This is a genomic window from Streptomyces sp. PTY087I2, assembly GCF_001687325.1.
In the GTDB taxonomy this organism is placed as follows: Bacteria; Actinomycetota; Actinomycetes; order Streptomycetales; family Streptomycetaceae; genus Streptomyces.
The window spans coordinates 110,665-132,314 of sequence record NZ_LZRD01000017.1 but is presented as its reverse complement, the minus strand read 5'-3'; the positions used below and the strand labels follow the sequence as shown (position 1 = coordinate 132,314).

At 72.6% G+C, this 21,650-nt stretch carries 19 protein-coding genes and 1 pseudogene; 5 read left to right on the top strand and 15 right to left on the bottom strand.

Translation table 11 applies throughout. The features are described from left to right. Nucleotides 1-7 precede the first annotated feature (7 nt). Both A3Q37_RS19905 and A3Q37_RS19900 read right to left on the bottom strand, forming a co-directional pair. Nucleotides 8-889 carry a GNAT family N-acetyltransferase gene (locus A3Q37_RS19905; RefSeq protein ID WP_079137884.1) on the bottom strand — a complete coding sequence of 294 codons (882 nt, stop codon included), beginning with the start codon at nt 887-889 and terminating at the stop codon, nt 8-10. A 73-nt stretch (nt 890-962) separates the two neighbouring features. After that, entirely contained in the window at nt 963-1,211 is a 249-nt protein-coding gene (locus tag A3Q37_RS19900) for a hypothetical protein (RefSeq protein WP_065486500.1), read from the bottom strand. 238 nt (nt 1,212-1,449) lie between these two features. Between A3Q37_RS19900 and A3Q37_RS19895 the strand changes: the two genes are divergently transcribed. Beyond that, complete coding sequence (locus A3Q37_RS19895; RefSeq protein ID WP_065486498.1) at nt 1,450-2,799, top strand: ParB-like protein; 1,350 nt, start codon at nt 1,450-1,452, stop codon at nt 2,797-2,799. A gap of 8 nt (nt 2,800-2,807) precedes the next feature. Here A3Q37_RS19895 and A3Q37_RS19890 read toward each other — a convergent pair whose 3' ends face one another. From A3Q37_RS19890 to A3Q37_RS19875, 4 genes and pseudogenes are all read right to left on the bottom strand, one after another. Continuing rightward, on the bottom strand, nt 2,808-3,455 hold the full coding sequence (locus tag A3Q37_RS19890; RefSeq protein WP_065486496.1) for a hypothetical protein: 648 nt from the start codon (nt 3,453-3,455) through the stop codon (nt 2,808-2,810). Beyond that, the gene (locus tag A3Q37_RS19885; RefSeq protein ID WP_065486494.1) at nt 3,452-4,738 is read right to left on the bottom strand and encodes an MAB_1171c family putative transporter; all 1,287 of its coding nucleotides are present in this window, start codon (nt 4,736-4,738) and stop codon (nt 3,452-3,454) included. Before A3Q37_RS19885 ends, A3Q37_RS19890 begins: the two co-directional genes overlap by 4 nt. 67 nt (nt 4,739-4,805) lie before the next feature. Beyond that, nucleotides 4,806-5,393 carry a toxin gene (locus A3Q37_RS19880; RefSeq protein ID WP_065486492.1) on the bottom strand — a complete coding sequence of 196 codons (588 nt, stop codon included), beginning with the start codon at nt 5,391-5,393 and terminating at the stop codon, nt 4,806-4,808. Nucleotides 5,394-5,403: 10 nt separating this feature from the next. Beyond that, nucleotides 5,404-5,990 (bottom strand): annotated as a pseudogene (locus tag A3Q37_RS19875) (hypothetical protein). A gap of 583 nt (nt 5,991-6,573) precedes the next feature. Here A3Q37_RS19875 and A3Q37_RS19870 point away from each other — a divergent pair. Beyond that, a complete protein-coding gene (locus A3Q37_RS19870; RefSeq protein WP_065486489.1) occupies nt 6,574-6,777 on the top strand; it encodes a cold-shock protein in 204 nt (67 codons plus the stop codon). A gap of 256 nt (nt 6,778-7,033) precedes the next feature. Next, nucleotides 7,034-8,491: a DEAD/DEAH box helicase gene (locus tag A3Q37_RS19865; RefSeq protein WP_255311874.1), complete on the top strand. Its 1,458-nt coding sequence runs from the start codon at nt 7,034-7,036 to the stop codon at nt 8,489-8,491. Between the two features lie 36 nt (nt 8,492-8,527). Here the strand turns inward: A3Q37_RS19865 and A3Q37_RS19860 are convergent, their stop codons facing one another. Together A3Q37_RS19860 and A3Q37_RS19855 are read right to left on the bottom strand one after the other, a co-directional pair. Beyond that, nucleotides 8,528-9,622, bottom strand: coding sequence for an acyltransferase family protein (locus A3Q37_RS19860; protein ID WP_065486487.1), 1,095 nt, complete (start codon nt 9,620-9,622; stop codon nt 8,528-8,530). A gap of 50 nt (nt 9,623-9,672) precedes the next feature. Next, nucleotides 9,673-11,934 carry an MMPL family transporter gene (locus tag A3Q37_RS19855; RefSeq protein WP_065486486.1) on the bottom strand — a complete coding sequence of 754 codons (2,262 nt, stop codon included), beginning with the start codon at nt 11,932-11,934 and terminating at the stop codon, nt 9,673-9,675. A 194-nt stretch (nt 11,935-12,128) separates the two neighbouring features. On the opposite strand from A3Q37_RS19855, the gene A3Q37_RS19850 reads away from it, so the two are divergent. Continuing rightward, nucleotides 12,129-13,361, top strand: coding sequence for a cation:proton antiporter (locus A3Q37_RS19850; protein ID WP_065486484.1), 1,233 nt, complete (start codon nt 12,129-12,131; stop codon nt 13,359-13,361). A gap of 43 nt (nt 13,362-13,404) precedes the next feature. On the opposite strand, the gene A3Q37_RS19845 is transcribed toward A3Q37_RS19850, so the two are convergent. Both A3Q37_RS19845 and A3Q37_RS19840 read right to left on the bottom strand, forming a co-directional pair. Continuing rightward, nucleotides 13,405-13,845, bottom strand: a complete 441-nt coding sequence (locus tag A3Q37_RS19845) for a universal stress protein (protein ID WP_065486483.1) — start codon at nt 13,843-13,845, stop codon at nt 13,405-13,407. 1 nt (nt 13,846) lies between these two features. Next, nucleotides 13,847-15,349, bottom strand: coding sequence for an APC family permease (locus tag A3Q37_RS19840; protein WP_065486481.1), 1,503 nt, complete (start codon nt 15,347-15,349; stop codon nt 13,847-13,849). 214 nt (nt 15,350-15,563) lie between these two features. On the opposite strand from A3Q37_RS19840, the gene A3Q37_RS19835 reads away from it, so the two are divergent. After that, on the top strand, nt 15,564-16,334 hold the full coding sequence (locus A3Q37_RS19835; protein WP_065486480.1) for a peptidoglycan recognition protein: 771 nt from the start codon (nt 15,564-15,566) through the stop codon (nt 16,332-16,334). 9 nt (nt 16,335-16,343) lie between these two features. On the opposite strand, the gene A3Q37_RS19830 is transcribed toward A3Q37_RS19835, so the two are convergent. The 5 genes from A3Q37_RS19830 to A3Q37_RS19810 form a co-directional block, all read right to left on the bottom strand. Continuing rightward, a complete protein-coding gene (locus tag A3Q37_RS19830; RefSeq protein WP_065486479.1) occupies nt 16,344-16,709 on the bottom strand; it encodes a PH domain-containing protein in 366 nt (121 codons plus the stop codon). Nucleotides 16,710-16,799: 90 nt separating this feature from the next. Continuing rightward, entirely contained in the window at nt 16,800-18,761 is a 1,962-nt protein-coding gene (locus tag A3Q37_RS19825; RefSeq protein WP_065486477.1) for an ABC transporter permease, read from the bottom strand. A 159-nt stretch (nt 18,762-18,920) separates the two neighbouring features. Then, a complete protein-coding gene (gene modA, locus A3Q37_RS19820; protein ID WP_065486476.1) occupies nt 18,921-19,736 on the bottom strand; it encodes a molybdate ABC transporter substrate-binding protein in 816 nt (271 codons plus the stop codon). 150 nt (nt 19,737-19,886) lie between these two features. Then, nucleotides 19,887-20,282 carry a molybdopterin-binding protein gene (locus A3Q37_RS19815; protein WP_006126196.1) on the bottom strand — a complete coding sequence of 132 codons (396 nt, stop codon included), beginning with the start codon at nt 20,280-20,282 and terminating at the stop codon, nt 19,887-19,889. Nucleotides 20,283-20,468: 186 nt separating this feature from the next. Next, nucleotides 20,469-21,272, bottom strand: coding sequence for a VOC family protein (locus tag A3Q37_RS19810; RefSeq protein WP_065486474.1), 804 nt, complete (start codon nt 21,270-21,272; stop codon nt 20,469-20,471). Nucleotides 21,273-21,650 lie beyond the last annotated feature (378 nt).

Sequence of the window (21,650 nt, the reverse complement as noted above, 5' to 3'; positions counted from 1 at the left end):
CCCGGCCTCAGCCCAGTTCCAGGCTGGTGATGCCGTACAGGCCCGGCCGGTCGATCGCCGGTTCCGCGCCCTTGTACATCCGCGCCGTGTCGAACGACGGGGTCAGGCCCAGCTCCTCCGCCAGCCGCACCGCCGCCGGGTTGATGTCGGGTACGTCGACGGCGACGGCGGTCTCCGGTGCGGTGGCCGCGACCGCGCTGACCAGGGCCGCCGCCACGGCGGGGGAGTCGGCGTACAGGGGGCCGATCCGGGACGCCGCGCGGCAGGCCCGCAGCACCGCGAGGCCCTGGAGCCGGCCGTCGCCGACCGCCGCGAGGGCCGTACGGCCGGGGGCGGTGATCCAGGCGGCCAGAAAGGTGTCCCGGGCGGCCGGGAAGTACCGGCGGTCGTAGGCGGCGAGCAGGTCGAACGGCACGCTGCGGGCGTCGGTCAGGGTGGTCCCCGGCGGCGGCGCGATGTCCGGCGGGGGCGTTCCCTCGTACCGCGCGTTGCTCCAGCAGGTACGGAAGCCGGAGCGGCGGTAGTTGTCCTGCTGGGCGGGCACCCCGTCGAGGCCGACCGTGCGCCCGGCGAGGCGGGCCGTGCCGGCCTGCCAGGTCCGCAGCCCGTAACCCTGTCCGCGCAGGTGGGGGCGGGTCAGATAGAAGCCCAGGAAGCCGTACGCGCCGCCGTAGCGGACGACGGAGACGGAGGTGACCGGTTCGCCGTCCAGCCGGCCGAACAGGAAGCCGCCGGGATCGGTCGCGAAGAACACCCCGCCGTCGTGCAGGCCGGGGTTCCAGCCCTCCTCGTGGGCCCACGCGCCCAGCGTCACGATGTCCTCGGCGCGGGCCGCGGTGACCGCGAAGCCCTCCGGGTGGTCCGCGGTGATCTCGAAAGGGTTCGGCACGGCACCTTCGTACCCCGGACAGGCCTCGTTCAGTGGCCGGAAGCAGGGTGATTTCCGGCCTTTCGGGTGTACGTCAGGCCGCCTCCGGGGTCTCCTGCTTCCGGTCGCGCAGCTGCCGCAGGACGAGCGCGGCCGAGGTGATCAGCGGCAGCAGCCCCGCCACCGCGTCGGCGGTGTTCAGCCTGTCGTGCGTGCTCCTGGCCCGGCGGACCTGCTTCGACGCCCTGATGACCGCGAGCGCGCTGCTGCCCAGGCTCAGGACGAGCCCGGCCGTGCTGCCGCGCGGGCCCTTCGCGGGCGTCGCGGACCGGTTCTTCGCCATCGGGACACCTCCAGCCGGTGGGGCCCGTCCGTTCGCGGGCGCGCCCTCCCCGTCCACGTAACCGGGTGTCCGCCACCCCCGCAAACGCGCGACCGGTCCTGACGGGCCGTCCCCGCGAAGGGGGGAGCTCCCGGTGCGGCACCCCGGCGCCATCCCTCGTTCACATGGCGTCCGCGCGGGGGTCGTCGGGCCTTGCGATGGTCCCCGGCGGAAGACCATTTCGCGGGAGGGGACGTTCATGAACAGATCGAAAGCGCTGTTGGTGGCCGGGGCGCTGGCGGCGGGCACGGTCGTGGCCGGGGCGGGCACCGGGGCGGCGGCGGCCGATCCGTGCGCCGGGAGCGGGCCGCTGCCGCGGGCCTGCGCGCAGCCGGGGGACCTGATCGACGTCACGCTCGGCGAACTCCACCCCACCCAGGCCGTACTCGGCTTCGACCAGGTCTTCTACAAGCTCGGCCGGTACGGCAGCGGCCGCGACGAGGCGGCGGGCGACGTCAACAAGCGCTTCGACGACTGGTGCGAGACCAACGGCCAGGAGGAGGCGGCCTCGGCCGGTCCCGGCGCCCGGCTGGACGACCCGTCGAGCTTCACCTGCACCGTGCCGGTCGGGCAGGAGACCGCCGAGACGATCGCGCCGATGAAGACGGCGGTGATCGGGCCCGGCGGCAAGCTGTACCTCACCGACGGGCACCACACGCTGACGTCCTTCCTGGAAGGCCCCGACGGCTCGCCCCGGTTGCACATCCGGCTCCGCGTCACCGACAACTTCAGCTCGCTGTCCCCGGCCGCCTTCTGGCAGCGGATGACCGCCGAGAAGAAGGTGTGGCTGCGCGACGAGAACAACCGGCCGCTCGGCGTGGAGCAGCTTCCCGACCGGCTCGGCATCACGCACTTCCGCGACGACCCGTACCGCAGCCTCGTCTACTTCACCCGCGACATCGGTTACGAAGTCCCGGACGGGGCCACGGAGTTCCTGGAGTTCTCCTGGGGGTCGTGGCTGCGCGGCGAGCACGACGTGTCCGCGTACGACCTGACCGCCCCGGGCCCCTACCTCGACCTGGTGAAGCGTGCCTCGAAGTCGATGGCGGCGCTGGACGCCGACGCGGTCGTGGACGACGGGAAGACCGCCGCCCAGCTCGGCCGGATCGACGAGTGGAACGGCGGGAAGAAGGAGACGGGCGGGGAGTTCGCCAAGCTGGGCAAGCCGCTGAGCGACCCCAAGCCGGGCAAGCTCGCCGAGGCCCTGGAGTACAAGGCCCGCGTCCTGCCGCTGCCCGCCTGCACCACCACGGTCACCGGGCCCCGCAACGGGCCCCTGGTCGTGTCGGCCGGCGTCACCTGCCTGGACAGGGCCGCCCAGCGCGGGCCCGTCGTCGTCCGCCCGGGGGCGGCCCTCGTGGTCACCGGGTCCACGGTGGACGGCCCGCTCCAGGCCGACGGGGCGACGGCGGTCCACCTGTGCGGTTCGCGCGTCAGCGGGCCCGTCGTGGTGACCCGCAGCTCCGGGCCCGTACGGATCGGCGGGCCGGGCTGCACCGCGAACACGGTCGAAGGACCGGTGGTGCTCAGCGGCAACGCCGCAAGCTGAACAACCCCTCAGGCGAACACGTACGCCACCGTCGTCGCCGCCCCCAGGCCCGCGCCCGCCAGGGTCTGGGCGGCGGTGTGGTAGCCGAGGGCGACCCGGGACCAGCAGACCGCCGCGGTCAGCGCGTACGCGGCGGTCCACCAGGGGGAGTGCACGACGGCGAGGAGCGAGACGGAGGCCGAGGCCACCGCCGAGTCGACCGAGATCTTCCACACCGTGTTGACGGCCAGCAGACCGATCGTCATCAGCCACAGCGCGAGCATCGCGACGAGGATCCCGGTCGGCGCGTTCCCCAGCACCATCACCACCGAGCCGGCGCCGATCGAGCCCAGGATCACGAAGAAGATCGGCGCCCGTTTCGTACGGTCCACCACATGGCGGTCGCCCCAGGTGCCGCGTCCGCGCTCCCACTCGATGTACCCCGCCGGGATCAGCCCGGCGCAGAGCGCCCCGAGGAAGCCCCAGAGCAGCCCGGTCCAGTCGCCGCCCGCCGCCGCGAGGCCGATGCCGAGCATGCCCGCCAGCAGGACGTTGCGCGGCTGGAGGGCGTCGGTGACGGTGCGCGCCACGGACGCGGTGCGGGGGGATGTGGTGGGGATCCCCTCGCCGGTGGTCGGGTGCGTCGTGTCCGTGCCTCGGGCCGTGCCGCCGGTCATGCGCTCGTCTCCGTCGTGGGCGTGGTCGTCGTGCGCGCGGGTTCGGCCGTCGCGGCGGCGAGGACGGCGCGGGCGCGCTCCGCGTCGACCGTGCGGTACGCGGCGGCGACCCGGACCAGCCGGGCCACCTCGCCGTCCTGGTCCGCGGCGTGCTGGGAGGCGACCGGCGCGGCGCTCCCCGCGGGTGCGCCGGACTCCTTCGCGAGCAGGGCGGCCCGGATCCAGTAGGCGTCCGTGAGGGACGCGGCGCGGCGCGGGTCGTCCGTGTCGCGGGCGGCGGCCCGGCCGGCGGCGGCGAGCAGCCCGTCGGGCACGTAGTGGCGCAGCTTCTCGGCGGCGTCCGCGATGTCGGCGGCCCAGCGGTCCACCCGCAGGTCGGCCGGGACGTTGAACCGGGTCAGCTCGCGGGCCAGGGGCGCGGGCGGGTCGAACGGCTGCTCCGGGAACGCGGTCATCAACTCGTACCAGAGGGCGTGCAGCTGGACCTGGGCCCGCCACAGCCTGGCCCGGCGCGCCCCGGCCGCGAACGCCGGGACGGACGCGCCGAGGGCGAAGAAGGCGAACAGCACCAGCTGCGCGGCCTCGGTGATCTGGTCGAAGCGCAGGGCGAACGCCTCGGTCGGCTCGTCGGCCACGCTGATCCACAGGAAGAGCGTGCGGCTGACGGTGTAGCCGACGCCGATGAACATCGCGAACGTCATCATCCCGAGCCCGATGCGCAGATGGCGGCGGCGGGCGTCGAGGGTGGCCAGCGCCCACTGGAAGGCGCAGACGGCGGACGCGGCCCCGAGGTAGAGGTAGAAGACGCTCATGTAGAGCGTGGCGCCCCACTCCCCGGCGTGGTCGGAGACGAAGCGGTCCGAGGGCTCGGAGCGGTCGACGACGGTGAAGAACAGGACGGTCAGCAGGATCAGCGTGGCGACGGAGGCCTTGGCCGCCAGCTTCTGGACGAGCCGCGCGAACCGTACGTGGCGGGGGACCGCGCCCTCTTCGGGGTAGCTGCCGTAGATGGCCACGATGTAGCTGAGGATGGCCAGAATTGCCACCGTGGCGGTGTAGTGCTTGATGAGGACGGCGAGGTCGGTGACGGCGCTGTTGTTGAGGCCGGTGCGGACCGCCTCGGTCTTCGTCCACAGGGCGATGGCGAATCCGGCGTAGCAGCCCCACAGGGCCCGGCGTCTGCGGTCCTCCTCGTCTCCCCACAGGGCGGCGGGCATACGCCACAGGGCAACGGTCGTCATCAGGCCCGCTATGAGGTAGCCGGCGAGATCGAGGGGGGTCACGGCGGTGTTCGTCCTCGGGATCGGGGGTGCGGGGGTGGGGCCCGCGGGCGGAGGCCGGTGGCACGTGTCAGGTGTCGCCGGACCGTCTTCCGGGGAAGAGGCCGCGCCGCCGGTGGGCCACCGGGCGGGACAGGGAGTTGTCCAGCCGCCCCACCATGTCATCGGTGGTGAGGTCCCGCGCCATTCGGGGGATCAGGGAGGCACCGAATTCGGCCATGCGTTCGTCGTGGGTGTCGTACTGGGCGCGGGCCTGGACGGTGCCGCCGCCGGAGGCGAAGGACGCGGCGGCGGCCGGGGAGATCATCCGGGCGATCAGCGAGGTGTCGAAGACCGGGAGGAGCGTGCGCAGCTGCTCCGCGTCGAGCGTCGTGCCGTGGTCGAACCACTCGTGGCACAGCTCGTGCAGGATCACGTGCTGGGTCTGGTAGGCGGTCGGCCTGCGGCGGTAGAGGACGAGGCTGGTGGCGCCCGCCTTCAGGCGCAGTCCGCAGGCGGCGTTGACGCGGGCGAGGCGGTCCGGCATCTCGTGCAGCCGGATCGTGCGCCCGCTCGCCTCCTCCATGTTCGCGACGAGCCCGTCCACCGTGAAGGGAACCGGGATGGGCAGGTCGGCGAGCCCGGCCTCGCACTCTTTCCGCAGTTTCCGCAGGGACATGACGACGACGCTACGCTGCCGGGCCCGCGGGAGGGTGCCTCACCGCGGAATCTCCCCGCCCGCTCCGCCCGGTCCCCCGTTCCCGGGGCCGTCCTTCTCGCGGGCGGCGTCCTCCAGCAGGGACAGGGCGAACCGCAGCAGCTCCGGCGGGAGCCCGTCGTCGTCCAGGCCCCGGCCGGCCAGGCCGCTGATCTCCCCGGTGCGCCGCTTGGCCAGGAACTGGAGCCCGGCGACGACGTCGTCGACGACCTCGGACTCCTCCTTGAAGAAGCGCCAGTCCACGCCGAACCCCAGCCCGAGGGCCTTGAGGATGTCCTCGGAGGGCTGGGTGACCTTGCCGGCCAGGATGTTGGAGAAGTAGCTGTGCGACAGCGAGCCGCCGCGGTCGCGGACCAGCTCGGCGAAGACCCGGCCCGAGATCTTCTGGCCGGGGAAGGTCTTCTCGACCATGTACTCGACCTTTTCCCGCAGCGAGTCGAGGCGGGGCAGCTCGTCCGGGGCGGGGGCGCCGACGGGTTCCGGACCGCGTTCGTCGCCGTCGTCCATGGCCATCCGGGCCTCCACGATCACCTCGGAGTCGGAACTGAGCTTGCGCAAACACTCTACGTCACTGTTAACTCGAAAAAACACGGGCAGGGGACCACGAGGGGAGTCCCTTGCCCGTGAACGATCCTGTGCCCCGACAGGGGTGTAGCCCTTCACGACGGGGGATGCGTGAAGGGCTACGCGTGCATTATGGCCCCGCGGTCCTCCCGACGACAACTGACCGGTCGGTCAGTGATCCGCGGAAGGGCCGCGAGGGCAGATCCGCGCTGCCCTTCGCGGCCACCGCCGACGGCCCCGCGGGCGGCCCCGCCGCAGGCTGCGCGCCGCCGTCCGCCCCCGCCGAATATCCGCATTCGGTGGCACAGAATTTCGGTCAATGTGCGGCGACGCCTCTTTATGTTCCGGTCCGGCCGGTGATATTGAGCACCACCTGTCCGGGGTCATCGTGCTAGGCTTGATCGCAGTTGCAGTTGTGGTTCCCGAAACTTCAAGTGCCCCTGCCGGCCGGATGTCGGTGGGCGCATTTCTGTCTTTCCGGTGTTCATGTGTTCCTCCGGACGGGGTAATCATCGCGGCGACGTGGGGTCCGCACAGTGCGGGCCCACGGGCTCTGCGCCCTTTAAGGAGATACGACATGGCTACCGGCACCGTGAAGTGGTTCAACGCGGAAAAGGGCTTCGGCTTCATCGAGCAGGACGGCGGCGGCGCCGACGTCTTCGCCCACTACTCGAACATCAACGCCTCGGGCTTCCGTGAGCTCCAGGAGGGCCAGAAGGTCTCCTTCGACGTCACGCAGGGCCAGAAGGGCCCGCAGGCCGAGAACATCACCCCCGCCTGATCACTCGGGCAGCACGACGCAGCTGGGGCCCGCACCTTGGGGTGCGGGCCCCAGCTCGTTGTCGTTTCGGGGGGCCGCCGCGCGCGGCCGTCGGCGGAGCCGCGGCCGGATCCTGTTCCCGGCGCCCCGGCTCCGTTTTCTCTGTCATTTCATCGGCTCGTTCTTGCGATTCCGGGTGCTGTTCATCTTCGCTTCCCGAAAAAGAATCCCTCGATACGCGCCCATCCGATACGCGCTCATCGAGGAAAGGTTCTGCATGCATCGCGAACACACCCGCACCCCCCGCCGGTCCGGTGGCCACGGCCGCCGTTCCGCCTCTGGCGTCAAGGGCGAGTTCGCCCTGCCGGTGACGCTCACCCCGGCCCTCCCCGCCGCCGAGACCTTCGACGAGCTGGAGATGCCCGCACCGCTGAAGAAGGCACTGGCCACCGAGGGCGTCACCGTGCCCTTCCCGATCCAGGCGGCCACCCTGCCGAACTCGCTGGCCGGCCGGGACGTCCTGGGCCGTGGCCGCACCGGCTCCGGCAAGACCCTCGCCTTCGGCCTCGCGCTGCTGGCCCGCACGGCCGGCCGCCGCGCCGACGCCAAGCGCCCGCTCGCCCTGGTCCTCGTCCCCACCCGGGAGCTGGCCCAGCAGGTCACCGACGCGCTCACCCCGTACGCCCGGTCGCTGAAGCTGCGCCTCGCCACCGTCGTCGGCGGCATGTCCATCGGGCGTCAGGCGAGCGCGCTGCGCGGCGGGGCCGAGGTCGTCGTCGCCACGCCGGGCCGCCTCAAGGACCTGATCGAGCGCCGCGACTGCAAGCTGGACCGGGTCACCGTCACGGTCCTCGACGAGGCCGACCAGATGGCCGACATGGGCTTCATGCCGCAGGTCACCGAGCTGCTCGACCAGGTGAACCCGGACGGGCAGCGGATGCTCTTCTCGGCCACCCTGGACCGCAACGTCGACCTTCTGGTGCGTACGTATCTGAAGGACCCGGTCGTGCACTCCGTCGACCCGGCCGCCGGCGCGGTCACGACGATGGAGCACCACGTGCTGTACGTCCAGGGCGCCGACAAGTACGCCACCACGACGGAGATCGCGGCCCGCGACGGCCGCGTGATCATGTTCCTGGACACCAAGCACGCCGTGGACCGGCTCACCGACCATCTGCTGCACAGCGGGGTCCGGGCGGCGGCGCTGCACGGCGGCAAGTCCCAGCCGCAGCGCACCCGCACCCTGGAGCGGTTCAAGTCCGGGCAGGTCACGGTGCTGGTCGCCACCAACGTCGCGGCGCGCGGCATCCACGTCGACAACCTCGACCTGGTCGTCAACGTGGACCCGCCGACCGACCACAAGGACTACCTGCACCGCGGGGGCCGCACCGCCCGGGCCGGGGAGTCCGGCAGCGTCGTCACGCTGGTGCTGCCCAACCAGCGCCGCGAGATGACGCGGCTGATGGCGGATGCCGGGATCAGGCCGCAGATCGCCCAGGTCCGCTCCGGTGAGGCCGAGCTGAGCCGGATCACCGGTGCGCAGGCGCCCTCCGGCGTCCCGGTCGCCGGTATCGCCCCGCCCAAGGAGCGCTCCGGGCGCGGTGGCGGCGGCGCGTTCATGGGCCGCGGTACGCAGCGCGGCGGCGGGGCCCCGGCCCGGCGCGGCCGCCCCGGAACGCCGACGCCCGAGGCCCGGGCGGCCGCCGCGCAGCGCCGGAAGAACCGCGCCGCCTGAGCCGTACGGCTCAGGCGCCCGGCCGTCCGGTGCGTCTCAGGACGCCCCGGCGGCCGGCGGCTTCTGCCGGGCCCACGCCATGCGCGGCTCCAGCACCGGGCGCAGCAGCCGCCGGACCGGGGGCGTGCAGAGCAGGGTGATGACGGCGATCGCGCTCAGGGTCACGGCGACCGTGCCCAGCGTGGTGTCGAAGAACGGGTCGTCGTAGAGGCCGCCGTACTCCAGGCCCCGCACGACGAAGCCGTGGAGGAGATACCCGTACAGCGTGCAGGTGCCCAGCACGGTCATCCAGCTCCTGCCCTTCGGCACCCAGGCGAGGAAGCAGGCGCCCAGCACGAGCGCGGCCACGAACAGCAGCACGGTGGCGGTCGGGCCCGTCCACTGGGCGGTGTCCAGCCGGTCGGTGCTGCTCTTGCGGAAGAACCACGAGGTGGACGTCCGGGGCACCAGCCAGTACGCCACGAGCATCCCGACGGCGAACAGCGGCACCGAGACGACCCGCACCCAGGTGGAGCGCACCAGCTGGAAGTGTTCCGGGCGCAGCCGCAGGCCGAGGACGTAGAACGGCAGGAACTGGAGCATCCGCTGGACCTGGAGGGACCCGTCGGCGGCCGGGGACAGCGTCGCGAGGGCGGCGAGCGCGAGGGAGACCAGCACCGGGAAGCGCACGGCCTGCCAGACCGGGGTGGACAGCCGCCAGAAGAACAGGGCGGGCAGGAACCACAGCAGCCAGTACGGCGACAGCAGCGAGAGCGAGTAGTCCGGCCGGTCCGTCGCCCGCTCGAAGAGCGTGTAGGCCACCTCGAACAGGACGTACGGCACCAGAAGGCTGGTGACCAGCTTCCACACCCGGTCCGGCCGCAGCTCGAAGTTCCGCGAGAAGTAGCCCGCGATGAGGATGAACACGGGCATGTGGAACGTGTAGATGAAGGTGTACGAGGCTTCCACGAGGCGGCCGGGGGGCAGCGGCTCCCACGCGTGTCCGATCGCCACCAGCACGATCGCCAGATACTTCGCGTTGTCGAAGAAGTGATCCCGGCCGCCGGAAGAGGGCTTTCCGGTCTCGGGGGCGCCGGCAGCGGCTATCGGGCGCGGCTGCTCGGAGGTGGTTGTGGGGGGCGGCTGAGACATCCTGACACCCTAGAACGCCAGGAGGTTCCCTCAACCCACTGTGTCCCGCATCACGTGCGCGTACGGGGCGGCTGCGCGCTTCCCTCCGCGTCCAGGTGCGGCAGGATCCGGTCCAGCGGGCCCGGGATCCACCATGCGGCCCGGCCGAGCAGGGTCATCACCGCCGGGACCAGCAGCAGCCGGACGACGGTGGCGTCGATGAGCACGCTGGCCGCCAGCCCCAGGCCCAGCATCTTCACCACGATGTTGTCGCTGATGATGAACGCGGCGAAGACGCTCACCATGATGAGCGCCGCGCAGGTGATGACCCGGGCGGTGATCTCCAGCGCGTGCGCCACGCTCGCGCGCGCGTCCCCGGTGCGCACCCACGCCTCGTGGATGCGGGAGAGCAGGAAGATCTCGTAGTCCATGCTCAGCCCGAAGACGATCGCGAACATCATCATCGGGACATAGCTCTCGATCGGCACCTTCCCCGACACCCCCAGCGCCGGGCCGCCCCAGCCCCACTGGAAGACCGCGACCACGACCCCGTACGAGGCGGCGATCGAGAGCACATTGAGGACGGCGGCCTTCACCGCGACGAGCAGGCCCCGGAAGACGGCCAGGATCACCAGGAACGCCAGGCCCACGACGACCGCGATGATCAGCGGCAGCCTGCTGGAGACGATGTCCAGGAAGTCGACCTGGGCGGCGGTCGTCCCGGTGACGTACGTGCTCGCGTCGTAGCCGGAGACCGCCTGCGGCAGGACGTCGTCGGTGAGGCGGTTCGTCAGCGAGGTGGTCCGTTCGTCCTGCGGGGCGGCCACCGAGTAGGCAGTGGCGGTCAGCACGTCGCCGTCCGACGTGGCGGTCAGCTGGGTGATCACCTCGGCGTCGGGCACCCCGGTCAGCGCCTTCTGCGCCTGGTCGGCGAGGGCGGAACGGTCGCCGGACGACACCTTGCTCTGGTCGATGACCACGGTCAGCGGGCCGTTGGAGCCGGGGCCGAAGGCGCTCGACATCAGGTCGTAGGCGCGCCGGTCCGTGAACGACTTGGGGTCCGCGCCCTCCCCGATGTGACCGAGCTGGATGAAGAGGACCGGGAAGGACAGGATCGCCAGCAGCACCACCCCGCCGGCCAGGAACCACCAGGGCCGCCGCTCCACCCGCTGCGCGTACCGGTGCCAGCCGCCGGGCTCCGCGCCCTCGGGGGCCGGTACGGTCTCGGCCACCGGTTTCCGTACCCGTACGCGGTCGATACGGCGGCCGATCAGACCGAGGACCGCCGGTACGAGCGTGAGGGCGCCCGCCACCGCGGTGACGACGGTGACCGCCGCGGCCAGGCCCAGCTTGCCGATGAACCCGATCCCGGAGACCCAGAGGCCCGACAGCGCGATGATCACCGTGCAGCCGGAGAGCAGCACGGCGTGCCCGCTGGTGGCGGCGGCGTTCCCGGCGGCGGTCACCGGGTCCTGGCCGTCGACGAGGTTCTGCCGGTGCCGGGTGACCAGGAAGAGGGCGTAGCCGATGCCGACGCCGATCCCGATCATCGTGGCGAGCGTCGGGGAGACGGTCGCGAAGGTCGCGGCGGCGGCCAGCAGCCCCAGCAGCGCCAGCCCGCACAGGGCGCAGACCAGCGCGGTGACCAGCGGCAGCACGGCGGCCGGCAGACTGCCGAAGCCGATCAGCAGGACCACGATCGCCACCCCGAAGCCGATCGCCTCGCTGGTGCGGTCGCTCGGCTCGGGCCGGGCCAGTTCGCCGAGCGAACCGCCGTACTCCACCGTCACCCCGGCCGACCGCAGCGGCCGCACCGCGTCGTCGACCCCGTCCAGATAGGACGGGTCGAGCGTGGAGGGCTGCACGCTGAACCGGACGGTGATGTAGGCGGTCTTCTGGTCGGTGGAGAGCGGCCCGGTGTTCGGGTCGGGCGGCGGGGGCGGGGCGGACCCGGACGACGGCAGCGGGTTCTGCGCCGACAGCACGTCCGGCAGCTTCTCGATGTCGGTGACGGCGGTCGCGACCTGGTCGGATACGGAGGTGAGCGGCTTGTCCGGGTCGTGCAGGACGACCTGAGCGCTGTACCCGCCCGCCTGCGGGGCGTGCGCCTTCAGGACGTCGAGGCCGTCCTGGGACTGGGTGCCGGGGAGCGAGAAGTCGTCGGAGTAGTCGCCGCCGTACGCGTGCTGGAGGACCTGGAGCCCGGCGAGCGCGGCCACCCACAGGACCAGGACGGTCACGAAGTGCCGGGCGCACCACTCGCCGGTGGCGCGCAGCGCTCCCCGGCGGCGCGGGGCGGCTTCCCGGGCCGTGCGGGCCTGTGACGACGGCATCTGCTTCTCCTGCCTTCCGCCCTGGTCGCGACGGTGTTCCCGGCAGGGACGCCTTCGGGGGCTCGCTGACTTCGCATTCAACGGCCCCGGCCGCCGGCCGGCACTCCGGTGCGGGAGAACGGGTGACGGGGGGCGGGGCCGGCCGAGGGTGTCATAGCGGGTGATTCCGGGGCGTTCCTTGCTATACACGAGCGATGGAGCACCCGGGCACCCTCGTTCTGATCATGGCCCTGGCGGTTCTCGCCCCGCTGCTCGGTTACGCGACCGGGCGGTGGCTGCCGGTCCCCGTCGTCATCTTCGAGATCGTGCTCGGCATCCTGGTCGGGCCCGATGTGCTCGGCTGGGCCCATCACGACCAGGTCATCGACACCCTGTCCGACCTCGGGCTCTCGATGCTGATCTTCCTGGCGGGGTACGAGATCAAGTTCGCCGAGGTCCGCGGCGACACGCTGCGCCGGGCGGGCGGGGCCTGGGTGCTGTCGTTCGCCGCCGGGCTCGGCGTCGCCCTGCTGCTGAGCGGGGCGGACCTGGCGAAGAGCCTCGTCATCGGTACCGCGCTGACCAGCACCGCGCTGGGCGCCGTGCTGCCGATCCTGCGGGACTCGGGGCGCCTTGAGGGGCGGTTCGGGTCGGTGGTGATGGCGTTCGGGTCGGTGGGGGAGTTCGGGCCGATCATCGCGATGGCCCTGCTGTTCAGCGGGCGCAGCCCGGGGGCGGCGAGCGCGGTGCTGGCCGTGTTCGCGGTCGTCACGGCGGGCGCGGTGTTCTGGGCGATGCGGCCGAGGCCGCCGTGGTTCGCCCGGATCATCGCGGTGACCCTGCACTCCAGCGGCCAGTTCGCCGTGCGCTTCGTGATGCTGCTGCTGGCCGGGATGCTGGGGCTCGCCCATGTCTTCGGCCTGGACACGCTGCTCGGCGCGTTCGCGGCGGGGATGCTGACCCGGCTCGTCCTCCAGGGGGCGGTGCCCGAGCGCAGCGACGCGATCCTGGAGCGGGTCGAGGCGATGGGCTTCGGCTTCCTCGTGCCGTTCTTCTACATCGTCACGGGCATCGACTTCGACCTGGCGGCGCTCCTGGACGGCGGTCGCCCGCTGGCGCTCCTGCCGGTCTTCCTTCTGCTGTTCCTGCTGGTGCGCGGCGTTCCGGCGTATCTGCTGGCCCCGCGCGACCTGACCGGGCGGGCCCCGCGGGCCGCGCTCGGCCTCTTCACCTCGACGTGTCTGCCGCTGGTCGTCGCGATCACCGCGATCGGCCTGGACGAGAAGGTGATCGGGGCGGGGGAGGCGGCGGCCCTGGTCGCGGGCGCGATGGTGTCCGTGCTGGTGTTCCCGCTGCTGGCGTTCCGGCTGCTGCGCGGGGAGGAGGCCGGCGGCGACGGAGGCAGGGCCGTTCCGGGGCGGGGGGCGGAGAACGGGGAGGTGTGGTGACCCGGCCTCCTACGGCTGTGGCTGCTCCGGCCCGTACGGTCGCCTACGGCTGCGGCTGTTCCGGGTCCTCCTCCGTCGGTACGCACAGCACCGGGACCGTCGACATGTGCAGCAGCTTGTGCGGGGTCGAGCCCAGCAGGGCCCCGCGCATCGGGCTCTCGCCCCAGGTGCCGACCACGATGACCCGGGCCCCGTGCCGTTCGGCGGCGTCCAGCAGGGCCTGGGCGGGCTTCTCGTCCAGCACCTCGACCGAGGCCGGGACGCCCGCCTCCTCGGCGGACGTCAGCGCGTGCTCCAGGCCGGTGCGCCCGGCCTGCCGGATCGCGTCGTAGTGGCTGCGGTACTCCGCGCCGTCGCGCAGCCCGGGGGCGGCGGCCCCGTAGACCATCACCAGCTCCTCCCCGTACGCGGCCGCCACCTCGATGGCGATGCGCAGGGCGCGGGCGGCGCCGGGGGACTCGTCGTAACCGAGGACGACCGACATCTCACGGCCCCTTCCGGGTCGTGGCGTGCACCAGGTCCGGGTCCGCGACCCCCGGCCGCTCCTGCCAGAACGCCGCGTCGCACAGCCGCCACACCACCATGAGGACCACGCCGACCACGGAGATCGCGATGCCGATGACGAGCGGCGGGCCGAGGCCGAACCAGGAGGTGCCGCTGTAGGAGTTGGCCGGGTCGGACATGTCCATCACCGACCGCACCAGCAGCCAGGTCAGCAGTCCGGCGCCGACGACCGGGCCGAGCCCGATGAGCAGGAAGTTGCGCAGGCTCTCGGTGAGATGACGCCGGTAGTAGACCGCGCAGGCCACCCCGGTGAGCGCGTAGTAGAAGGCGATCAGCAGGGACAGCGCGGTGAGCGAGTCGAAGAGGGCGTTGGTGGAGATCTGGTTGACGACCAGGTACCAGGCGATGGCGATCCCGGCGACCCACCACGTACTCACGTCCGGGGTACGGAACCGGGGGCTGATGTGCCCGAAGTGCTGCGGCAGCGCCTGGCGTCGGGCCATGGACAGGGCGGTCCGGGACGCCGGGATGATCGTCGTCTGGGTGGAGGCGATCGCGGAGGTGGCCACCGCCAGCAGCAGGATCCAGTCCCAGCCGCCCAGGACGTCCCCGGCGAGCTGGGCGAAGATGAACTCCTCCTCGCCCGCGTTCTCCGCCAGGAACGCCGTACCCGCGAAGGCGACGACCGCGATGGCGACCGACAGGTAGGTCACCAGGAGCACGACGGTGGACCACAGGCCCGCCTTGCCGGGCGCGCTGGCCGAGTCCTCGGTCTCCTCGGTGAGGTTGACCGCGGACTCCCAGCCCCAGTAGATGAACACCCCGAGCAGCAGCCCGCCGGTCAGCGCGGCACCGCCCGCGCCGAACGGGTCGAGCCAGCCGATGGCCGGCTCGATCGAGTCGAAGCCGGTGGTGCCCGCGTACACCCGGTAGAGCGCCACCCCGACGAAGACCAGCAGGAACGCGATCTGGAGGAGGATCAGGACGTTCTGCACCTTGGCGGAGAGCTCGGTGCCGATGACGCAGAGCCCGGTCATCACGATGATCAGCAGCACGGTGAGCGCCTGGCGCGCGAAGTCGTTCTCGACCCAGCCGTCCAGACCCACCGCCAGCAGCGTGAAGCTCACCGCCACATCGGCCAGCGAGCCCACCACCAGGACGCCGGTCATGGTGATCGCCCAGCCCCCCAGCCAGCCCGCCCACGGGCCCATCGCCCGGGTCACCCAGGAGAACGTCGTACCGCAGTCCTGGTCGACCTTGTTCAGGTAGTAGAACGCGGAGGCGATCAGCAGCATCGGCACGAACGAGGCGAACATGACGCCCGGGGCGTAGATCCCCACCAGGGCGACGATCGGGCCGATGACGGCGGCCAGCGAGTACGCCGGAGAGGTCGCGTTCAGACCGATGACAAGGGCGTCGACGAATCCGATCGCGTTCGGCTTGAGGCCGACATCGGGTTTGTCGAGCACACGGTCGTGGGCCATGGTTCCTCGCTCCGCCGGGCATCCCCGCAGGGAGCGGGCGATGATGCGGATCTCATCGTAAGAACACCCGACATAACGCGCATTCCGGATGGATCGACCGGGCTGCGGGGAGGGTCCGGGGAGAGGGCGGGAGGGGGCGCGCAGGCCCGGCGCCCTGTCACCCGATCGGCCCGCTCCTCTGCGAACCCGGAGGTCAGGGCGCAGGGTGGAGTCCATGTGGTCCCGCCGACTCGTCCTGGGCGCTCTGGTTCTGCCCCTGGCCCTCCTGGTGTTCGGGGACGGTCCGGCGTTCCGTACGCCGGGGTCGGAGCCGGCCACCGGACCCCGGCCGCCGCGCGGGCTCCCGCAGCCGGCCGTCGTCAGCCGCCGGGACTGGCACGCGGACGAGAAGCTGGTGCGGGAGGGGCCGCACTACACGGGCGCGGCGCGGGCGGTCTTCGTCCACCACACCGGCAACCCCAACGACTACGACTGCGCGGACGCCCCCCGGCTGATCCGGGCCGTCCAGCGCGACCACATCCGGCAGGACGGCTGGGACGACATCGGCTACAACTTCCTCGTCGACCGCTGCGGCACCATCTACGAGGGCCGGGCCGGCGGCGTCGGCCGCTCGGTGCTCGGCGCGCACACCAAGGGGTTCAACGCCGACACGGTCGGCATCGCGGCGATCGGGAACTTCGGCGAGGGGGCCGAGGTGCCGGAGCCGATGATGGACGCGCTGGTGAAGCTCGCCGCCTGGAAGCTGCGGCCCGGGGCGGACCCGCTGGGCAGCGTCGACCTGGTCTCGACGAACGACGAGAGCCGCTTCGACGAGGGGCAGGTGGCCCACCTGCATGTCATCTCCGGCCACCGCGACAGCTTCGAGACCCGCTGCCCCGGCGACGCGCTCTACGCGCTGCTGCCCGAACTGCGGGAGCGCGCCGCGAGGCTGCGCGCCGCCGTCCCCGGCCACTCGGCGGCGGCCCGGCTGCGCCCGTCCCTCTGAGCCGCGGGGTTACCGGGCGACGAACTGCGTGAGTATCGCCTGCACCTCGTAGATGTCGACGCCCTTGGTGAACGTCTTCTGGAGCGGGGTCGCGCTGCCCGAGATCCAGATCTTCAGCTCGGCGTCGAGGTCGAACGTCCCGGCCGTCTCGACCGCGAAGTGCGTGATGCTGCGGTACGGAACGGAGTGGTACTCGGTCTTCTTGCCGGTGATGCCCTGCTTGTCGACGAGGATGAGCCGCCGGTCCGTGAACAGGATGGTGTCGCGGATCAGCAGGAACGCGGCGTGCACCTGCTCGCCCTGGCCGAGCAGCTTCGCGTAGTCCTGCTGGGCGGTGGCCGGGTTGATCGTGTGGGCGTTGCCGAACAGTGCCATGAGGTCCCCGTTTCCCGGTTGTCGCGTACGTACAGAAGTACGCGCCGACAGCAGCGATGGTTCCCTCGCGCCCCGGACCCGGCTGCGGGCTCAGAGCGGTACGACCGTCGCCTCCGTCGCCTTCACGCTGGTCCAGACGGCGCTCCCGTCGGCGATGCCCAGCTCGGCCGCGGCCCCCGGGGTGATCTCCGCGACCAGGTCCGGGGCCTCGGCCGAGGTGATCAGCAGCCGCAGCCGGCTGCCGCCCGAGGTGATCTCGCGGACCGTGCCCGGCCAGACGTTGCGCGGGGATCCGGTGGGCCGCTCCCGGTGTACGGAGACGGCTTCGGGCGCGATGACCGCGAGGGCGTCCGTGCCTGCCGGGAGGGGCTCGGCGACCACGAGATGGCCGCCGCCCTCCAGCGCTAGGCCGTCGGCGGTGGCGGTGCCGGGCCAGGCGTTGCGGCCCAGCATCCGGGCCACCCAGGGCGAGCGCGGGTGCCGGGTGACCTCGGCGGGCGGCTCGTCCTGGAGGGCCCGGCCGTCCTCCAGCACCAGGACCCGGTCGGCCAGCGAGACCGCCTCGACCGGGTCGTGGGTGACGATCAGACAGACCCCGCCGAACTCCGCGAGGTGCCCGCGCAGGGTGTGCCGCACCCGGGCCCGGGTGGTCTGGTCGAGGGCGGCGAGCGGTTCGTCCAGCAGCAGGAGGCGCGGGCGGGCGGCGAGCGCGCGGGCCAGGGCGACCCGCTGGGCCTGCCCGCCGGAGAGCTGGGCGGGCTTGCGGTGGGCGAGGTGGCCCACCCCGAGCCGGTCCAGCCAGCCCTGGGCCTCGCGGCGGGCCTCGGCGCGCGGCACACCGTGGGCGCGGAGCCCGTACGCCGTGTTGGTGAGGGCGCTCAGGTGCGGGAAGAGGGCCCCGTCCTGGGGGACCCAGGCCACGCCCCGGCGGTGCGGGGGGAGGCCGGTGACGTCGTCGTCGCCGAGGCGGAGTTCGGCGTGGGCGCGGGGGGTGAGGCCGAGGAGGGCCCGCAGGAGCGTCGTCTTGCCCGCGCCGTTCGGGCCGACCACCGCGATGGTGGTGCCGGGTCCGGCGTCCAGGGTCAGGCGGGTGAAGCCGGTGACGTCGGCGTGCAGCGGCCAGGGCTCGGGCGGGCTCTTCTTGACCAGGTCGGCGGTGGGTTCGGGGAGCGGGTCCGGGGCCGTGCCGGCCGGGTCGTCGGGGCGGGCGGCCGCCGCGCGGCTCGCGAGGTTCCGGTGGTCGCCCGGGGTGCCGGTCCAGCGGCCCCGCAGCGCGATGAGCACGATCATCGCGATGGCCAGGAGCAGCAGCGACACGGAGGTGGCGGCCTCCGGCGAGTCCTGGAGCAGCAGATAGACCTGGAGCGGCAGGGTCTGCGTGGTGCCGGGGAGGTTCCCGGCGAAGGTGATGGTCGCGCCGAACTCGCCGAGCGCCCGCGCCCAGGTCAGGGCGGCCCCGGCGATCAGCCCGGGGGCGACCATCGGCAGCGTCACGGTGAGGAACACCCGGATCGGGGAGGCCCCCAGGGATGCGGCGGTCTCCTCGTACCGGGGGCGCAGTCCGCCGAGCGCGCCCTCCAGCGAGATGACCAGGAACGGCATCGCGACGAACGTCGCCGCGAGCACGGCCCCCGAGGTGTGGAAGGGGAGCGTGATGCCGAAGGTGTCCTCCAGCCAGGGGCCGAGCAGCCCGCGCCGCCCGAACGCCAGCAGCAGCGCGACGCCGCCGACCGTGGGCGGCAGCACCATCGGCAGCAGCACCAGCGAGCGGACGAACGCCTTGCCGGGGAACGGCACCCGGGCCAGCAGCCAGGCCAGCGGCACCCCGAGCAGCAGGGAGAGCCCGAGCGCCCACCCGGAGACCAGCAGGGAGAGCCGCAGCGCCTGGGTGGTGGCCTCGGCGGTGAGGTGGTCGCCCAGCTCGCCCCAGGAGGTGCGGACCAGGATCCCGACGAGCGGCAGCATCAGGAACGCCACGGCCAGCAGGGCGGGCACCGTCAGCAGCAGGGGCGCGCGGGCCCCGGGCGTACGGCGGAGTGCCGGTCGTTTCATGGTGACCTCGTCGGGCGGCGGCGGGGGTGAACGGTGCCCGGCGGGGCCCGTAGGACGGTACGGGCCCCGCCGGGACGTACGGGGTTTCCGGCGGTGTACGGGCCCCCGCCGGGACGGGCCTGGCCGCCCGGCGGCGTGCGGGCCGCCGGGCGGGTGCGGTTACGGCTGCTGGAAGCCCGCGCCCTGGAGGATCTTCTGCGCCTCGGGCGTGGAGAGCCAGGCGACGAACGCGGCGGCCGCCTCGCTGTGCTTGGACGCCTTCAGGGTGGCGGCCGGGTAGGAGGCGATGGCGTTCTCCGAGTCGGGGATCTCGATCGCGTCGACCTTGTCGGTGGCGGTCGCGGCGTCGGTCTTGTAGACGAGCCCGGCGTCCGCCTCGCCCAGCTCGACCTTGCTGAGGACCGCGCGGACGTTGGGCTCCTGGGAGACCGGCTTCACCTCGATCTTCTGCGCGTCGAGGATCTGCTGGCTGTAGCGGCCCACCGGCACCTCGGGGGCGGCCAGGACGACCTTCAGCTTCGGGTCGGCGAGGTCCTTGAGGTTCTCGACCTTCTCCGGGTTGCCCTCGCCGGTCGCGATGACCAGGCGGTTCTTGGCGATGACGGTGGGCTTGCCGGTGTCGCCGGAGAGGCCGTCCATCGTCTTGGTGTCGGCGGTGACCAGGGCGTCGGCGGGGGCGCCCTGCTTGACCTGGGCGGCCAGCTCCTGGGAGCCGGCGAAGGAGAACGTCACCTTGGTGCCGGGGTTCGCCTTCTCGTACGCGGCCCCCGCCTCCTTGAAGACGTCCGTCAGGGAGGACGCGGCCAGCACGGTCAGGTCGGCCTTCGGGGCGGCCGACGCGGTGCCCGAGCCGCTGCCCGTCTCCTTGTCCTTCGCGGTGCCGGAGTCGTCGTTGCCGCAGGCGGCGAGCGGGACGAGGAGCGCGGCGGTCAGGACGGCGGAGGCGGCGCGGCGGCGGGTGAGCAGGAGAGACATGAGGGTGAGGCTCCTTGGATACGAGGGCGTGGGGCGTGGGCGTAGGACATGGACGTACGTGCGTACATGCGGGTGCGGTACGGAACGGCGGCGGCGGGTGCGGTACGGGGCGGGCGGCGGCGGGCCTTCGCCGGCGCCCGGCGGCCGGGCTCAGGTGCGGTCGATGTGCACGCTGGTCGACTTCACGCGGGCGGTCGCCTGCATGCCGACCTCAAGGCCCAGCTCCTCCACCGCTTCCCGGGTCAGGAGCGAGACGAGCCGGTGCGGCCCGGCCTGGATCTCGACCTGGGCCGCGACGTCGCCGAGTTTCACCGCGGTGACGATGCCCGGGAACGCGTTGCGGGCCGAGGTGTAGGGGGCCTCGTCCTCGCCGCCCGCACCCTGGCCGACCTCGATCGAGAAGGCGGCCAGCGCGCGGCCGTCGATGAGACGGCGGCCGGCCTCGTCGCGATGGGTCGCGACCCGGCCGGCGTCCGCCCAGCGGCGGGCGGTGTCGGGGCTGACCCCGAGCAGCCGGGCTGCCTGGCCGATTGTGTAGGACTGCATGTGCGACACGCTAGGCCATTTCGGGTGGCAGGTGCCATTCTCTGGACGATGTTCCATCGCAGATGCGAGGGGCGTCGGAGGAATCTACGGGGCCCGCCGCGCGGCGGTCGACGGGGCAGCGGGCAGGCGGACGGGCCGCGCCGGTCCTCCTCCGGTCGCGGCCCGCTCGGCGGCTGTCGGCCCGGGTCAGCTCACCGGGCTCATCCCGGGCATCTCGCCCTTGGTGGTGGTCACGTCGATCACGGAGAACGCGGCGCCCTGCGGGTCGGTGATCGCCGCGAACCGGCCGAACGGGCTGTCCGTCGGCCCGAACTGGAGCACCCCGCCGCGCCCGGTCGCCCTCGCCACCGCCGCGTCGCAGTCCGGCACCGCGAAGTACACCATCAGGAACGGGGGCAGCTCGGGCGGGAAGTCCCCGTTCATCACCATCCGGCCGAGGACCGGCTGCCCCTGGGCCTCGAAGACGGCGAAGTCCATCGTCGCCTCGTCCATCTTCTGTTCCGTGTACGGGAAGACCGCCGGGTAGAACGCGTCCACCGCCTTCGCGTCCCGGGTGAAGACCTCGCTCCAGCAGAACCCGCCGGGCGCGCCCATCTCCGTCTCGAACCCCTCGTGGGTGTTGCCCTGCCAGATGCCGAACACGGCTCCGCCGGGGTCGCGGGCCAGGGCCATCGTGCCGAACGCACCGACCTCCATCGGCTCGACCAGGATCTCGCCGCCGTTCTCGCGGACCTTCGCGGCGGACGCGGCGGTGTCCCGCGAGGCGAGGTAGAGGCACCAGGAGGAGGGGGTGCCCTCCTCGCCCGGCATGGGCGGGGAGACGGCGGCGGCCGCCCGGCCGTTCGCGTACGCCTGTGTGTAGTAGCCGAACTCCGCCTGGCTCTCGCCGAACGTCCAGCCGAGCACGTCCGCGTAGAAGCTCTTCGCGCTCTCGACGTCGGCGAACATGGCGTCCGCCCAGCACGGGGTGCCCTCGGGTTGTACAGCCATGGCGTGCCGGTCCTTCCCTCGGTCCCCGAGTTCTGTCTTCGGCCCCCACCCGTCACGGCCCACGCTAGTCAGCCGGGGGCCGGTCCGCGCGTCGGGCGGACCGGGCCGGACCGGCCGGGAGCGTCAGTGGCGGGAGCGGTGCCGGGCGCGCCACTCCCGGGCGGCGGCGTATTCCGGGCACTCGGGGTTCTCGCAGGGGCCCGCGCGCCATACCGGGACGAAGATCCCGAGGGACTTGTGGCGGTGGATTTCCGAGGAGACGGGCTGTTTGCACGTGGGGCACATGAAAGCGGCCCGCTGGTGAAGGTCACGCTTTTTCCTGTCCATTTACTCACGATAGGTCCGGCGGAGGATTTGGGAAAGTCTTTCCCTGTGCTT